Origin of the sequence: Hypericibacter sp. (assembly GCF_050729195.1) — a bacterium.
Lineage (GTDB): Bacteria > Pseudomonadota > Alphaproteobacteria > Dongiales > Dongiaceae > Hypericibacter.
Genome location: NZ_JBOHKS010000091.1, coordinates 1 through 14615 on the forward strand (window position 1 = coordinate 1; position 14615 = coordinate 14615).

The window sequence follows — 14615 nt, forward strand, 5'->3', positions numbered from 1 at the left end:
GCGATGGCGATGTTGGACTCGGCGAGCCCGCCGATCAGGCAGCCGGCCGCGAGCAGGATCAGCGAGCGCGCCTCGATGCCCCACGAAATGAGGACATAGGCCGCGATGGAGACCAGCAGCGAGATCATGAGCACGGGCTTGCGGCCATAGCGGTCGGAGAAGGCGCCGAGCACCGGCGAGCCCAGGAACTGGCCCAGCGGGTAGATCGCGAGCAGGATGCCGAGCACGACGCTGCGCTGGTTCGCCGTGGTCTCGGCGCCCAGGAATCCGTTCGCGCCCATCAGCATGGGGACGAACAGCGTGATCATCAGCGAATAGCCGCAGAAGCCGATGAAGATCACGAGATAGAGCGGCAGCAATGCCCTGAGACCGACCCCCCGCATGCGTTTCGCCCCCTGTTTCCGCCTGGCCCCGGTCCCCATCGCCAGGAAGAAACCCAGGCTTGACGAGAGTTGCATGAGCGCGGTTGCCTGAACAGGCGTCATCGCTATCCTCCGATCGCCCAAAGGCTGAAGAGGTTCCTCGGATGCAGGTCAGCGAAATCAGTTCCTACGGCCGCTTCGTCGTACCCGCCCGCGAAGGCGCCGCCTTCGCGCTTTCGCAGGGCGACCGGATCGAGATCGTCAATGACAACGGCACCCAGGTCGTCGATTTCTGGTGCCTCATCCCCAGCCGCGAGCCCGAGTATCTTTCCGTCGGCCATTGCCGCGAGGTCCTCGGCAAGATCTTCTTCGATCCGGGCGATGTCCTGATCTCCAATCGCTATCGACCCCTGCTGGAATATCGCGAAGATACGGCCGGCGGCCATCACGACACGCTGATCGCCGCCTGCAGCGAGGCGATGTATCGGCGGTTCGGCCGTGAAGCGGGGCATCCGAACTGCGCCGCCAACTTTGAGACCTGCGCGCGGCAGATCGATTGGCCTGCACCGCTTCTGCCGCAGCCCTGGAATCTCTTCATGCGCGCGAATGTGAAGGAAGACGGCCGGATCGACTATGCCCGCCCACCTTATATTCCCGGCGGAACGGTGGTGCTGAAGGCGCTTTGTCCTGTCCGGATCATCGTCTCGTCATGCCCGGATGATTGCTACCCAACCAACGGCGGCGACGGATCGGCCAGGCCCTTCTCGGTTCTGGTGGAGCCCGGCGAGGAGGCAGAGTGAGCCCCATGTCCTTGATCTATCCCGGCGAAGAGATCCGCGAGGGCGGCGGCTATCCCGCCCTGGTGAAGTTCGAGCCGGGGCGCGCCGGGCAGCCGCTCGTCGTCTTCGTCACCGGCGGCGGTGTGCTGGCGCGCATCGCCTATGGTCATCCGCAGGGCCGCCCAGCCGACTTTCTCGGTCATTGGCTCCGCGAGGAGGGCTACCCCTTCCTCGCGAGGTCCTACCCGCTGGATCATCCCGTCTTCGACCGCGTCTACCCCGAATTCTCGGTGCGCGACTGGGGCGAGCAGACGGCTGAGATCGTCGCGCAGACCCTCGAAACGCAAGGCGGCCCGCGCCAGATCCTTGTGCTCGCCTGGAGCATGGCGGGCCGGATCGCCGAACCGCTCGCGGCGGCGCTGAAACGCCGGGGCATCGCGATCGAGCTGTTCGTGGCGATGGCGGCGGCGACCACGCTGCCCGGGCTTCTCCCCGGCATGGATCAGCTCCGGCCCTCGGCCCGAGGCCTCGCGCGCATCGAGGACGGCTTCGCGAGCTGGCTGCTGCAGTCGCTGCAGGGACAGAACGAGCTGGCCGGTCACGAACTCATTCCCGACGACCTCTTCCGCGCGGACTTCACCGGCGACCTGCCGATCAATCTGGCGGCAACCTCACTGCGTTACCGGGACGGACGCTTCGTCCCCGACCCTCTCGCCGACACCGATGATATCGGTGCGTCGCGCTATGCCGGATTTCCACCCCTCGTGCTGATGACGCATGACTCGGCGCTGGATGTCCGCCATGCCCTGATGGACCGGGCCGCCTGGGGGTTCTACATCGCGCAGACCCTCTGCGAACGCCACCTCTGGCCGCAGGCGCCGCGCCTTGCCGCTTTGCCAACCGAGCAGTGGCAACAAATCCTCGATCTCGTCAGGATCGCGCCCGAGCAACTGACCGTCGGCATGCCGGGGAATCACCTGTTCTTCGTCAGCGAGCCGGGCGCAAGAGCAACCGTGGCAGCGTTGAATGAACTGCGCGGGCGGGTCCGGAAAATCACCGCCGCTCTGCAGATGATCGCTGGCTGAAAGCCGGACGGTCTCAGATCCAGCCGCGCAGCTCGGCGGCGAACAGCAGAAGCATCAGGAGGCCCATGACGCCACCGGCGCTCGCGGTCGCGTTCCAGCCGCCCCAGTCATAGGTGATGGTGCCCAAGACCGAGCCGATCGCGCCGCCGGCGAAGAGCAGCGTCATATACATGGCATTCATCCGGCCGCGCGTCTCGACCGGGACCGCATAGATGATGCGCTGGCCCGTGATCTGGTTGGTCTGGACCGCCGCGTCGAGCAGCACGGTCAGGAGAACGAGCGCCACCATCGACGATGCCGTCACCGCCCAGCTGGTGCCGTAGAAGGACAAGCCCAGCACGATCATCGCGCCTGCGGTCAGAAGGCGCGTGAAGCCGCGATCGGCGAGGCGCCCGACGAACGGTGCGGCCAGCGCGCCGCCGGCCGCGGCGAGGGCGAAGATCGCGATGCTGTATTGCGAGAGACCGAAACGGTCCGCGAGCATGATCGGCGCCGCGGTCCAGAACATGCTGAAGGCAGCGAACATCAAAGCCTGATAGGCGGCGCGACGGCGCAAAGCGGGCGCCCTCAGAAACAGCTCGAACATCGAGGCCAGGATCTGGCCGTAATGCATCCCGCCGCGCGGCTGTTCGCGGGGCATGACGCGCGCCAGCATCAGGCCGATCGCCAGCATCAGGCCCGCGGAAGCCCAGAAGACGGCGCGCCAGCCCAGCGCCGCCGCGATGAAGAGCGCCGCGGGCCTTGCCAGCATGATGCCCGTCAGCACCCCGGCCATGACGCTGCCGACGACACGGCCCCGCCGCGCCTCCGGCGCCAGATGGGCGATGAAGGGCAGAAGAACCTGCGCGCCCGTCGAGCAGAGGCCCGTCAGCAGCGAGGCCGCGAAGAAAACGGGGGCGCTGGTCGCGGTCGCGGCGACCACCGATCCGACGATCGTGAGCGCCAATGTCCCCAGCACCAGGCCGCGGTTCTCCACCAGGTCGGCCAGCGAGACGAGGAAGAACAAGCCGATGCCATAGCCGATCTGGCTGATGCTGGCGATTGAGCCCGCCAAGCCGGGGCTGATCCCCAGCTCGGGCCCGATGGAGGCGATCAGCGGCTGCGCGTAATAGAGATTGGCGACGAGCGCGCCGGTCGCGATCGCAAACAGGATGATGAGGGTCGACGAGGGTCCCGACCCGGGTTCGGTGGTCCTGTCCGTCAAACCTTCAACCCTCGTCGCTCTCCGATCAGGCCGCCATGACCGTCCGAGCGGCGATCATATCGTTCTCGCCTTCGCCCGATGGAGGCGATCACTCTGAAGAACCCCGCGCAAAATGCCGCAGCGAGAACCGGCTCACGCGGGAGGTCCGATGTCATTGCGTTGTCATGAGGGTCGATGCTTTCGCCCCATTCATTCTGAAGGATGAGTCCGGAAACCACATCCGTAGCGGGGTCATCAGCCGCAGCAGCAAGGGAGAGGAAGATGAAGATCGGTTTCATCGGGCTCGGGCAGATGGGCAGCGGCATGGCGTTGAATCTCGTGAAGGCCGGGCATGAGGTGACGGTCTATAACCGCACGCGCGCGAAGGCCGCCGATCTCGTCGCGCATGGCGCCAAATGCGTGGCCAGCGTCGCCGAGGCCTGCCGGGGCGACGTCGTCGTCACCATGCTGGCGGACGATAGTGCCGTCGAGACCGTCTGTTATGGCTATGACGGCCTCCTCGCCAGCCTCGCCCACGGCGCGATCCATATTTCCTGCAGCACGATCAGCGTCGTTCTGTCGGAGCGGCTGACGGCAAGCCATGAGGCCAAGCGGCAGCGCTATGTCGCCGCCCCGGTCTTCGGCCGCCCGCCCGCAGCGGCGGCGGGCCAGCTCTTCGTGGTCGGCGCCGGCGCGCCCGACGCGATCCGAGCGGTCATGCCGTTGTTCGAGGCGATCGGCCAGCGAACCTTCGTCGTCTCCGAACTGCCCAAGGCCGCCAATCTGGTCAAGCTCAGCGACAATTTCCTCATCGCCGCCGCGATCGAATCGCTGGGCGAGGCCATGGCGCTGGTCGCCAAGGGCGGTATCGACAAGAAGGAATATCTGGAGATTCTCACCTCGACGCTGTTCGGCTGCCCGATCTACAAGGGTTACGGCACCATGATTGCCGAAGGAAAATTCGAGCCGGCCGGCTTTGCCGCGCCGCTCGGCCAGAAGGATATCCGGCTCACCCTCGCCGCCGGCGAGGCGCTGCGCGTGCCCTTGCCGCTGGCGAGCCTGCTGCGGGATCGGTTCCTGACGCTGCTGGCGCATGGCGGCGAGACTCTCGATTGGTCGGCGATCGGTCAGCTCGCGGCCAAGGATGCTGGCGAGGCTTGAGTTACGGGATCTGCGCCTGAACGGCTTCGCCCAGCTTGTCGGGCGTGCCGGCCAGGATCACCAGATAGCGGCGGGGATTCTGATCTTCGCCCTTCACCAGCTGCCGGATCGGGCCGACCGCGTTGACGATGGCCGAACCCGCAGGGTTGGTGGTGAAGGCGGCGAGCGCTTCGAGCTTACCGCCGCCATTCGGCTGACTCGACAGGGTCAGGACATAAGGCTGCTTCGGCTGCAGGCCGGTCACGGAGGCCTCGAGCACTTGCACCAATCCCTGATCGAACAGGGACACGCTGGTAGGCGCTTTGTCTGCTGTGCCAGCCAGCTTGCCGCCGGTCATCGGCAGGAGCTCCAGATGGGTCGCCTGGCCGGCGACGCCGAGCGGCTGCAGGCCTTGCGTCCCGTCACCCTCGGGAACGGCGTTGGGGACGTAGGCGATCGCTTGCGGTGCCTGGCCGATCGGAATGGTCGCCACGACCTGGTTCGACAAGGTGTCGATCGCGATCAAGGCGTCGGCATTCTCCAGCCCGACATAGACCCGGCTGCCATCGCCCGACGGCCAGACGCCATGCGGCAGCTTGCCGACCGGGATGACCGCCACTTGCGAGAAGTCGTCGGTGCGGAAGACCTTGACCTCGTTCAAGCCGCCGACCGTGACATAGGCGAACAGGCCCTTCGCATTGCGGGCGAAATTGACATGGTTGGTGATCGGACCGGTATCGATCGATGTCAGGACCGAGAAGGGCGGCTGCGCGTCGAACACCATCGTCCGGCCCGTATCCTTGAGCGTGAGCCAGACCTGCTTTCCGTCCGGCGAGGCGGCGATGTTCGGACAGAAGGGGCTGTCCTGTTTCACCCGCCCGACGATCTGGTGGTCGGCGACGGTGATGATGTCGGTCTCCGGATTGAAGGAGGAACAGACATAGCCGTATTTGCCGTCCGGCGAGAAGATCTGCATGCCCGGCCCCGCCGGCACCTTGATCCGCGTCTTCTCCTCGAAGGTCTGACCGTCCAGGACGGCGACATAATCCTCGCCGCGGACCGTGACCCAGACCTCGCTGCCGTCGGGCGTGAAGAAGGCCTCGTGCGGCGAGCGCCCGACATAGGTGACATGCTTGACCGCGTTGGTGGCGGTATCGATGAAGGTGACGGAATTCGATCCGATCGACACGACCGCGAGGGTCCTGTGATCCGGGGAAAAGCCCATGCCATGGACCAGCAGCTGCCCCTTATAGAGCGGGCTGAAGTTCGCCGGCTGCGGCTCGCCGAGCCGGATGACGCCGAGGAGCTTGTTATCGGCGGGATCGGTCACAGACACGGTGTTGGAGAACTGCTCGGCCGCATAGACGCGGTCGCGATGGCTGACCGGGATGTCCGGATCGCCGGCAGCGCCAGGCGCCTGCCCGGCCCAGGCCACGGATTGCGCCAGGAGGCAGGCGCCCGCGATCAAGGCGAGCGGCAATTGATATCGGGTCATCGTTGGAAACTCTTATTCGAGGGGGATGACGATGTGACTCATGGCGCCATCCTGAGGCGACATGGTCATGGCCGGAGCGGTGCTGGGCTGGGTTGGCGCGGCGGCCGAAGGCGGCAACGGCTCGCCGACGGCAAGGCGCATCGCCGCGATCTCCTGCTGCTGATCGACGATGATCTCCTGCGCGATGCGCCGGAGCTGTTCGTTATGACCATAGCGCAGGAGAGTCTCGGCCATGTCGATGGCACCCTGATGATGCGCCGCCATCATGGCCACGAAGTCGCGATCGACATCGCCCGTTGGCGCGACGGCCATGCCGCTCATCATGCGGTTCATGGCCGCTTCGTTCTCCGCCAGGAAGGGCGCTTCACCGCCGCTCGACGCCGGCATCGTCTCTGCTGCCGGCGCCGCCTGGCCCAGGGCCAGGCCCAAGGCCACGAGGCCGCCGCACAAGGCCGCTGCCAGCAGCAGCTGGGCGGGGCTGAAGAGCCGACGGCGGGAAAATATCCCTGAGGATCGAGACGCCATCGGCACCTCCCTGCGCGCGGTTCGTGAAATCCGATACAGCTTTCGGCCAGAACGGAGAGCGCATCCAGCGGAGGCGTTCCGGTCGGCCAACGCCAGCAATAGTCGATCTGGTGTCTCGCGGAGAGAACGCAACTGCTGGCCTTGTTCATTTCGCGCGGCAATCGTTCCCCGCCGCCGCAAGGTCACAGGCAAGCCCGTCGACGATGTCGGTTATGATTCCCGGATCATGTGGACGTCGCCCCAGGAGAAAGGAAGCCGATCATGAGAGCCTTGAAACCAAAATCCCCGGCCCGGAAGCGCTATGACAAGAAGGATTTCCCGGTCGACAATATCCGCCGCTTCCTGGAGCCCGGCCCGATCGTGCTGGTGAGCTCGGCCTGGAAGGGGCGGACCAACATCATGACCATGGGCTGGCATATGGTGATGGAGTTCCAGCCCTCGCTGATCGGCTGCTATATCTGGAGCGAGAACCACAGCTTCGAGATGATCCGCAAGAGCAAGGAATGCGTGATCAACATCCCGACCGTGGATCTGGCGCCGCAGGTGGTCGGGATCGGCAACAGCTCCGGCGCCGAGATCGACAAATTCGCCGAGTTCGGCTTGACCGCGCTGCCGGCCGCGAAGGTCAAGGCACCGCTCATCGGCGAATGCTACGCCAATTTCGAATGCAAGCTGGTGGATTCGAGCCTGATCAGGAAATACAGTCTGTTCGTCTGGGAAGTGGTGAAGGCGCATGCGGCGACCGCGCCGGAATTCCCGCGCACGATCCATTATCGGGGCGACGGCATCTTTATGATCTCGGGCGAGAATACGCGCAAATATCGCCGGCACTTCAAGCCAGGCAATCTGTGACAGCCGTCGAGACCGGTGCAGACGGGCAAACGACAGCGAGTGATTTGCTGCGGCGCCTGATCAAATTCAATGCAGTGCATGGAGCCGACGATAGATAATTGAGCAGAACCCACCCCTGAATTTTTTCCTGAGCCGCGATCGCGGCTCTTTTCATGAACTTGCAGCTCCCCCTCGGACTGGCACGGCGCTTGCTGTGACGCAAGGTTGGATAAGGCAACAAAAAAAGCAGGGGTGGCTCATGTTGAACAGACGAGGATTGTTGAAGGCGGGCGTCGGGCTCGGGGCGATGATGGGGCTCGGGCTCTTGTCGGGACCGGTCTTCGCCGCGGGCGAGACCATCAAAGTCGGCATCCTTCACTCTCTTTCCGGGACGATGGCGATCAGCGAGACGACGTTGAAGGACGTCATGCTCATGCTGATCGAGCAGCAGAATGCGAAAGGCGGCCTGCTCGGCAAGAAGCTCGAAGCGGTCGTGGTCGATCCGGCCTCGGACTGGCCGCTCTTTGCCGAGAAAGCCCGTCAGTTGATCTCCGCGGACAAATGCGCGGCTGTGTTCGGCTGCTGGACCTCCGTGTCGCGCAAATCCGTGCTGCCGGTCTTCGAGGAGCTGAACGGGCTTCTGTTCTACCCCGTCCAGTATGAAGGCGAGGAAAGCTCGAAGAACGTGATCTATACCGGTGCGGCGCCGAACCAGCAGGCGATCCCCGCTGTCAATTATCTCGCCGATGGCGGGGTGGTGCGGTGGGTGCTGGCCGGCACCGACTATGTCTATCCGCGCACGACCAACAAGATTCTCGAGACCTATCTGCACGACAAGGGCGTGGCGGCCGACGACATCATGATCAACTACACGCCGTTCGGTCACTCCGACTGGCAGTCGATCGTCGCCGACATCAAGAAGTTCGGCTCGGCCGGCAAGAAGACGGCCGTGGTCTCGACCATCAATGGCGACGCCAACGTGCCGTTCTACAAGGAGCTGGCGAACCAGGGCATCAAGGCAACCGACATTCCCGTCGTCGCCTTCTCGGTCGGCGAGGAGGAGCTGGCCGGTATCGATACCGGGCCGTTGGTGGGCCATCTCGCGGCCTGGAACTACTTCATGTCGATCGACACGCCCATCAATGCCGCCTTCATCAAGGACTGGCACAAGTTCATCAAGAACGACAAGCGCGTCACCAACGACCCGATGGAAGCACATTTCATCGGCTTCAACATGTGGGTCGAGGCCGTGACGAAGGCGGGAACGACCGATACCGACCCCGTGCTCGACGCCCTCATCGGCGTGTCGGTGCCCAATCTGACCGGCGGCTATTCGACCCTGATGCCGAACCACCACATCACCAAGCCCGTGTTCATCGGCGAGATCCAGGCGGACGGACAGTTCGATGTCGTCTGGCAGACACCGGGTCTCGTCGCCGGCGACGAATGGTCCGACTATCTGCCGGGCTCGAAGGACCTGATCTCGGATTGGCGCAAGCCGCTTTCCTGCGGCAACTTCAACGTGGCCACCGGCAAATGCGGCGGTGCCGGCTGATCCGGCATAAGGGGCGGCGCGCTGTGCGCCGCGCCGCCCTCGCACCTCCGGAGCGTTGACCCTGATGACACGGTTCCGGTTCATCGTCTTCCTCGCCTGTCTGCTCCACTGGCCCTGCACCGCGGCACTGGCGCAGGACATCGACGCGCTCGTCGACGCTCTGGCGCCGGGGGACTTCAAGGCCCGCGAAGCCGCGGTGACCGAGCTGGCCGCCACCGGGAATCCCGCCGTGGTGCCCATTCTGGAGGCGCTCTCCGCGGGCGATCTCTATGCGCGCAAGGCCGATCAGAAGGTCTTCATCGCCAAGCTTTCCGGGACCGTGATGCTGCTGACGGCGCCGCTCACCGGTGCCGCCGCCGGCGAGGCCCAGAAGGCCGAGCTCGAGAAGGTGAAGGTCAACAACGCGCTGCGCCAGACCATCGCCAATATCCTCAGCGGCCTCACCCTCTTCAGCCCCGAGGCGGAGGCGCGCAAGGAGGCCGCGCTGGCGGTCCTCAAATCCGGCGACCCGGCCTCGCTCCCGGCCCTGGAAAAGGCCGTCGCGAAAGAACCCAATCCGGCGATCGCGGTCATCATGAAGGATGCCATCGCCGCCGCCACCTTGCGCAGCGATCGGCCCGAGGAAGAGAAGCTCGCAGCCATCGACATGCTCTCGGCGCGCGCCGACCGCAACACGGCGGCCCTGCTCGCCGCCTTCGCGGCCACGGCCACGGGGGCGCAAAAGGACGCGGCCCTCGCCGGCGTCGAGAAAATCGAAAGCGCCCTGCAGATGTGGGCGGTGGTCCAGAATATCTGGTACGGCATCTCGCTGGGCTCGGTCCTGCTGCTGGCGGCCATCGGCCTCGCGATCACCTTCGGCGTCATGGGCGTCATCAATATGGCACATGGCGAGATGGTCATGATCGGCGCCTACACCACCTATGTGGTGCAGAATCTGTTTCGGGCCTACGCGCCCGAAGCCTTCGGACTCTCCCTGGCGGTGGCATTGCCCGCGGCCTTCCTGGTTTCCGGGCTGATCGGCGTGCTGATCGAGCGCAGCGTGATCCGCTTCCTCTATGGCCGCCCGCTGGAGACCCTGCTCGCGACCTGGGGCGTCTCGCTCATTCTGCAGCAGGCGGTCCGGACGATCTTCGGCGCGTCCAACAAGGAAGTCGGCACGCCCGATTGGATGAGCGGGTCGTTCGAGCTGGCCGGGGGCCTGTCGCTTACGATGAACCGGACCGTCATCGTGATCTTCGCGATCTCGGTCTTCTCCATCCTGATGCTGGCCATTCGCAAGACCAGCTTCGGCCTGCAGATGCGCGCCGTGACGCAGAACCGGCCGATGGCGAACGCGATGGGCATCCGCTCGGGCTTTGTGGATGCCATGACCTTCGGGCTCGGCTCCGGGATCGCCGGCATTGCCGGCGTCGCCCTCTCGCAGATCGACAATGTCAGCCCCAATCTCGGCCAGAACTACATCATCGACAGCTTCCTGGTCGTGGTCTTCGGCGGGGCCGGCAATCTCTGGGGCACACTGGTGGGCGCACTCAGCCTCGGAGTCGCCAACAAGTTCCTCGAGCCCTTCGCCGGTGCGGTGCTCGGCAAGATCATCATCCTGGTGGCGGTCATCCTGTTCATCCAGAAGCGGCCGCGGGGGCTGTTCGCCCTCAAGGGCCGCTGGGTGGATGCATGATCGGACCTCCCTCACGACCGCTCCTGAGCCGGGCCGGTGTGATCTTCCTCGCCTGCCTCGCCCTCCTGGGCGTCGGCGTCCCCGCGCTCAATCTGCTGGCACCGCCGGGATCGCTTCTGCATGTGCCCGACTATGCGCTGACGCTGGCCGGAAAATATCTCTGCTACGGGCTGCTCGCCCTCAGCGTCGATCTCGTCTGGGGTTATTGCGGCATCCTCAGCCTCGGTCACGGCGCCTTCTTCGCGCTCGGCGGCTATTCCATGGGCATGTATCTGATGCGCCAGATCGGCTCGCGCGGCGTCTATGGAAATCCCAATCTGCCGGACTTCATGGTGTTCCTGAACTGGCCCGAGCTGCCCTGGTATTGGCATGGGTTCGAGAGTTTCCCCTTCGCGCTGCTGATGATCGCGCTGGTGCCGGGACTGTTCGCCTTCGTGTTCGGCTGGTTCGCCTTCCGGGCCAGGGTCACCGGCGTCTATCTCTCGATCATCACCCAGGCCATGACCTTCGCCTTGCTCCTGGCCTTCTTCCGCAACGACATGGGCTTCGGCGGCAACAACGGACTGACCGACTTCAAGGACATCCTCGGCTTTCCGATCCAGGCGGCGGGCACCCGCGCCGCCCTGTTCTTCCTGTCGGCCCTGGCGCTGGCGCTCTGCTTCGTCGCCTGCCGCCTGATCGTCCGCTCCAAGCTCGGCCGCATCATCATGGCCATCCGTGACGGCGAGTCGCGGATCCGCTTTCTCGGCTACCGGGTCGAGCACTACAAGCTGTTCATCTTCGTCGTTTCCGCCGTGATGGCCGGCGTCGCGGGCGCGCTCTATGTGCCGCAGGTGGGAATCATCAATCCCAGCGAATTCTCGCCCGGAAACTCCATCGAAGCGGTCATCTGGGTGGCACTGGGCGGACGCGGCACACTGTGGGGGGCCGCCATCGGCGCCATCGTCGTCAATCTCACCAAGAGCGTCTTCACCGGCGCCATGCCGGAGGCCTGGCTCTTCGTCCTCGGCGGATTGTTCATCTTCGTGACCTTGTTCATGCCCAAGGGGATCGCCGGCTCGCTCACCTCGTTCCGCCTCCGTCGCCACCATCGGGCCGATGACACGGCCAAGCTGCTGTCGGAGATCGCGGAATGACCCAGGTTCCACCGCATCGCAGCGTCGAAACGCTTCTGTTCCTCGACAACGTGACCGTCAGCTTCGACGGCTTCAAGGCCTTGAACGGGCTGAACCTCGACGTGCAGTCCGGCGAGATGCGGGCCATCATCGGGCCCAACGGTGCCGGCAAGACCACCATGATGGATGTGGTCACCGGCAAGACCAAGCCCGATACGGGCCGCGTGACCTTTCGCATGACCGACCTCACCCGCTATGACGAGGCGGCGATCGCGACCATGGGCATCGGCCGCAAGTTCCAGAAGCCGACCGTCTTCGAGAGCCATACCGTCTGGGACAATCTCGAGCTGGCGCTCAAATCGCGGCGCGATCCCCTGACCTCGCTCCGCTGGCGGCTGTCGACGGCCGATCGCGACCGGATTGCCGCGACGATCGCCAGGATCGGCCTGGATGCGGACTCCGCGCGCATCGCCGGGGCCCTGTCGCACGGACAGAAGCAGTGGCTGGAGATCGGCATGCTGCTGATGCAGGAGCCCGAGCTCCTGCTGGTCGACGAGCCGGTCGCCGGCATGACCGATGGCGAGACGGAGAAGACCGCGCTGCTGTTGCGCGACATCGCCCGGACCCATACGGTCGTCGTGGTCGAGCATGACATGAACTTCGTCCGGTCGCTGGGCGTTCGCGTGACGGTCTTGCATGAAGGCTCGGTCCTCTCGGAAGGCAGTCTCGAGAAGGTTCAGAACGATCCCCGCGTCATCGAGGTCTATCTGGGACGCTGATGATGCTGAGGACCGCCGACATCGATCTCTTCTACGGCGCCAGCCGCGCGCTTTTCGGGGTTTCGCTGGCAGCGGAGGAAGGAAAGGTCACCTGCGTTCTCGGCCGCAACGGCGTCGGCAAGTCGAGCCTGCTCCGCGCCATCGCCGGACTCCAGCCGATCAGATCCGGCAGCATCCAGCTCGACGGCGCCGAAATCGCGCGGCTGCCGGCCGCCGACCGGGCGCGTTCGGGTATCGCCATCGTTCCCCAGGGGCGCGAGATCTTTCCGCTGCTCACGGTGGAGGAGAATCTGCGCGTCGGCTTCGCCTGCCTGCCGCGCGCCGCGCGGACCCTGCCGGATGAGATCTTCGAGCTGTTCCCGGCCCTGCTGACCATGCTGAAGCGGCGCGGTGGCGACCTCTCCGGCGGGCAGCAGCAGCAGCTGGCGATCGCGCGGGCACTCGTCATGCGCCCCCGCGTCCTACTGCTCGACGAGCCGACCGAAGGCATCCAGCCTTCGATCATCAAGGATATCGAACGCGTCATCGCCCTGCTCCGAAGCCGTGGCGGCATGGCGATCGTCCTGGTGGAGCAATATCTCGATTTCGCCCGGCGCCTTGCCGACAGCTTCATCCTTCTGGATCGCGGGCGGATCGTGCTCGCCGGCCAGGGCACGGAGCTGGGCGCGCCGGAAGTGCACAAGCATCTGACGGTGTAGCTCGCCCAAGGGCCGCCCTGGAGGCATCAGGGGCCGGAGAGTGCCTGGGAAAATCACCGGGGGATGCCTTGACGGGTCGGCTCGGTTACCTTTAGTCCTGCGCAATCGATCAGGCGGGGAGGGTTTCCGATGCCGCGAAAGGCAGAATCGCTCATCCATATCGGCATCGGCGGCTGGGTCTTCGAGCCCTGGCGCGGCGTGTTCTATCCCGACGGGCTGGCGCAGAAGCGCGAGCTCGAATATGCCAGCCGCAAGCTCACCTCGATCGAGGTCAACGGCACCTATTACGGCTCGCAGAAGCCGGCGAGCTTCCGCAAATGGCGCGAGGAGACGCCGGAGGGTTTCGTCTTCTCGCTCAAGGGACCGCGCTTCGCCACCAACCGGCGTGTGCTGGCCGAAGGCGGCGAGTCCGTCGAGCGCTTCTTCGCCAGCGGCGTGACGGAGCTGAAGGAGAAGCTCGGCCCCATCAACTGGCAGCTGGCTCCCACCAAGAAGTTCGACGCCGCCGATTTCGAGGGCTTCCTCGAACTCCTGCCCAAAACCGTCGAGGGGCTGAAGATCCGCCATGCGATCGAGCTGCGCCATGAAAGCTTCAAGACACCGGAGGCCGTGGCGCTCGCCCGCAAGCATGGCGTCGCGATCGTGCTGGCCGGCGATTCCGAGTTTCCGCTGATCGCCGACGTGACGGCGCCCTTCGTCTATGCGCGCATCATGGGCACGGTCGAGAAGGAACCGACCGGCTATCCCGCCAAGGCCCTCGACCGCTGGGCCAAGCGGGCGCAGGCCTGGGCCGCGGGCGGCGCACCGGAGGATCTCGAGACCGTGACGCCCCATCCGAAGAAAAGCGGGTCGCGCGAGGTCTTCCTCTATGTCATCAGCGGCGGCAAGGTTCGCAACCCGGCGGCGGCGATGGCGCTGATCGAGCGCGTTAAATAGGAATGCCCCTGCAGAATCGCGTCACGCCCTTCGGCGAGATCCTGGCCCTCCCGGAGCGCGGCCTCTTCACCGGCAATCGCGGAATCATCCACGATCCGGCAACGAAGACCTTGCTGCCGCGACGCTGGGCCGGCAAGGCCTGGATCGTCTGCCTCTGCGAATATAAGGGCATGCGCCGTCAGGTTATGGGCGGGCGGAGCTGGACCGAGCTCTTCTTCCTCGACGAGGCGACGGCGCTGGCGGCAGGGCATCGGCCCTGCTTCTTCTGCCGGCGCGAGGCGGCGGACCGTTTCCGCGCGAGCTGGGCCCAGGGCAACCATGTCACCCCGCCGAGCGCGCCGGCCATGGATTGCGCGCTTCACGCCGAGAGGCTCGACGGCAAGACCAAGCGCCGCCACGCGTTGCCGGGACCGATCGACGAGCTGCCGGACGGCGCGATGATTGCGGTGGGAGAGAC

Annotated in this window: 16 protein-coding genes; 11 read left to right on the forward strand and 5 right to left on the reverse strand. The window is 65.3% G+C overall.

Going from position 1 to position 14615, the window contains the following annotated elements; all coding sequences use genetic code 11:
- Positions 1–485: MFS transporter (locus ACREE8_RS06800; protein ID WP_431572227.1), on the reverse strand; the 485-nt coding region annotated here is incomplete at its 3' end.
- 41 nt (positions 486–526) lie between these two features.
- Between ACREE8_RS06800 and ACREE8_RS06805 the strand changes: the two genes are divergently transcribed.
- Both ACREE8_RS06805 and ACREE8_RS06810 read left to right on the forward strand, forming a co-directional pair.
- Positions 527–1162 (forward strand): DUF1989 domain-containing protein, encoded by a 636-nt coding sequence (locus tag ACREE8_RS06805; protein ID WP_431572228.1) that lies wholly within the window; start codon positions 527–529, stop codon positions 1160–1162.
- Between the two features lie 11 nt (positions 1163–1173).
- The gene (locus ACREE8_RS06810; RefSeq protein ID WP_431572229.1) at positions 1174–2226 is read left to right on the forward strand and encodes a hypothetical protein; all 1053 of its coding nucleotides are present in this window, start codon (positions 1174–1176) and stop codon (positions 2224–2226) included.
- A gap of 13 nt (positions 2227–2239) precedes the next feature.
- On the opposite strand, the gene ACREE8_RS06815 is transcribed toward ACREE8_RS06810, so the two are convergent.
- On the reverse strand, positions 2240–3430 hold the full coding sequence (locus tag ACREE8_RS06815) for an MFS transporter (protein ID WP_431572230.1): 1191 nt from the start codon (positions 3428–3430) through the stop codon (positions 2240–2242).
- Positions 3427–3708 (reverse strand): hypothetical protein, encoded by a 282-nt coding sequence (locus ACREE8_RS06820; RefSeq protein WP_431572231.1) that lies wholly within the window; start codon positions 3706–3708, stop codon positions 3427–3429. The genes ACREE8_RS06815 and ACREE8_RS06820 overlap by 4 nt, the downstream gene beginning before the upstream one ends.
- Here ACREE8_RS06820 and ACREE8_RS06825 point away from each other — a divergent pair.
- Positions 3692–4570: an NAD(P)-dependent oxidoreductase gene (locus ACREE8_RS06825; protein ID WP_431572232.1), complete on the forward strand. Its 879-nt coding sequence runs from the start codon at positions 3692–3694 to the stop codon at positions 4568–4570. The genes ACREE8_RS06820 and ACREE8_RS06825 overlap by 17 nt on opposite strands.
- Position 4571: 1 nt before the next feature.
- On the opposite strand, the gene ACREE8_RS06830 is transcribed toward ACREE8_RS06825, so the two are convergent.
- Together ACREE8_RS06830 and ACREE8_RS06835 are read right to left on the reverse strand one after the other, a co-directional pair.
- Complete coding sequence (locus tag ACREE8_RS06830; RefSeq protein ID WP_431572233.1) at positions 4572–6044, reverse strand: YncE family protein; 1473 nt, start codon at positions 6042–6044, stop codon at positions 4572–4574.
- Between the two features lie 12 nt (positions 6045–6056).
- On the reverse strand, positions 6057–6569 hold the full coding sequence (locus tag ACREE8_RS06835; protein ID WP_431572234.1) for a DUF305 domain-containing protein: 513 nt from the start codon (positions 6567–6569) through the stop codon (positions 6057–6059).
- 261 nt (positions 6570–6830) lie between these two features.
- On the opposite strand from ACREE8_RS06835, the gene ACREE8_RS06840 reads away from it, so the two are divergent.
- The 8 genes from ACREE8_RS06840 to ACREE8_RS06875 form a co-directional block, all read left to right on the forward strand.
- On the forward strand, positions 6831–7421 hold the full coding sequence (locus ACREE8_RS06840; protein ID WP_431572235.1) for a flavin reductase family protein: 591 nt from the start codon (positions 6831–6833) through the stop codon (positions 7419–7421).
- 238 nt (positions 7422–7659) lie between these two features.
- Positions 7660–8955 (forward strand): urea ABC transporter substrate-binding protein, encoded by a 1296-nt coding sequence (gene urtA, locus ACREE8_RS06845; RefSeq protein WP_431572236.1) that lies wholly within the window; start codon positions 7660–7662, stop codon positions 8953–8955.
- Positions 8956–9019: 64 nt separating this feature from the next.
- The gene (urtB, locus tag ACREE8_RS06850; RefSeq protein ID WP_431572237.1) at positions 9020–10630 is read left to right on the forward strand and encodes an urea ABC transporter permease subunit UrtB; all 1611 of its coding nucleotides are present in this window, start codon (positions 9020–9022) and stop codon (positions 10628–10630) included.
- A complete protein-coding gene (gene urtC, locus ACREE8_RS06855; protein ID WP_431572238.1) occupies positions 10627–11766 on the forward strand; it encodes an urea ABC transporter permease subunit UrtC in 1140 nt (379 codons plus the stop codon). Before urtB ends, urtC begins: the two co-directional genes overlap by 4 nt.
- A complete protein-coding gene (gene urtD, locus ACREE8_RS06860) occupies positions 11763–12524 on the forward strand; it encodes an urea ABC transporter ATP-binding protein UrtD (protein WP_431572239.1) in 762 nt (253 codons plus the stop codon). Before urtC ends, urtD begins: the two co-directional genes overlap by 4 nt.
- A gap of 2 nt (positions 12525–12526) precedes the next feature.
- Entirely contained in the window at positions 12527–13222 is a 696-nt protein-coding gene (gene urtE / locus ACREE8_RS06865; RefSeq protein WP_431572242.1) for an urea ABC transporter ATP-binding subunit UrtE, read from the forward strand.
- A gap of 129 nt (positions 13223–13351) precedes the next feature.
- Entirely contained in the window at positions 13352–14158 is an 807-nt protein-coding gene (locus ACREE8_RS06870) for a DUF72 domain-containing protein (RefSeq protein ID WP_431572240.1), read from the forward strand.
- 2 nt (positions 14159–14160) lie between these two features.
- A partial coding sequence (locus ACREE8_RS06875) for a hypothetical protein (protein WP_431572241.1) occupies positions 14161–14615 on the forward strand: 455 nt, incomplete at its 3' end.

Coding starts and splice junctions, on each gene's coding strand:
- ACREE8_RS06805 (WP_431572228.1), top strand. CDS start 527: ATGCAGGTCAGCGAAATCAGTTCCTACGGCCGCTTCGTCGTACCCGCC.
- ACREE8_RS06825 (WP_431572232.1), top strand. CDS start 3,692: ATGAAGATCGGTTTCATCGGGCTCGGGCAGATGGGCAGCGGCATGGCG.
- ACREE8_RS06820 (WP_431572231.1), bottom strand. CDS start 3,708: ATGAAACCGATCTTCATCTTCCTCTCCCTTGCTGCTGCGGCTGATGAC.
- ACREE8_RS06830 (WP_431572233.1), bottom strand. CDS start 6,044: ATGACCCGATATCAATTGCCGCTCGCCTTGATCGCGGGCGCCTGCCTC.
- ACREE8_RS06835 (WP_431572234.1), bottom strand. CDS start 6,569: ATGGCGTCTCGATCCTCAGGGATATTTTCCCGCCGTCGGCTCTTCAGC.
- ACREE8_RS06840 (WP_431572235.1), top strand. CDS start 6,831: ATGAGAGCCTTGAAACCAAAATCCCCGGCCCGGAAGCGCTATGACAAG.
- urtA (WP_431572236.1), top strand. CDS start 7,660: ATGTTGAACAGACGAGGATTGTTGAAGGCGGGCGTCGGGCTCGGGGCG.
- urtB (WP_431572237.1), top strand. CDS start 9,020: ATGACACGGTTCCGGTTCATCGTCTTCCTCGCCTGTCTGCTCCACTGG.
- urtC (WP_431572238.1), top strand. CDS start 10,627: ATGATCGGACCTCCCTCACGACCGCTCCTGAGCCGGGCCGGTGTGATC.
- urtD (WP_431572239.1), top strand. CDS start 11,763: ATGACCCAGGTTCCACCGCATCGCAGCGTCGAAACGCTTCTGTTCCTC.
- urtE (WP_431572242.1), top strand. CDS start 12,527: ATGCTGAGGACCGCCGACATCGATCTCTTCTACGGCGCCAGCCGCGCG.
- ACREE8_RS06870 (WP_431572240.1), top strand. CDS start 13,352: ATGCCGCGAAAGGCAGAATCGCTCATCCATATCGGCATCGGCGGCTGG.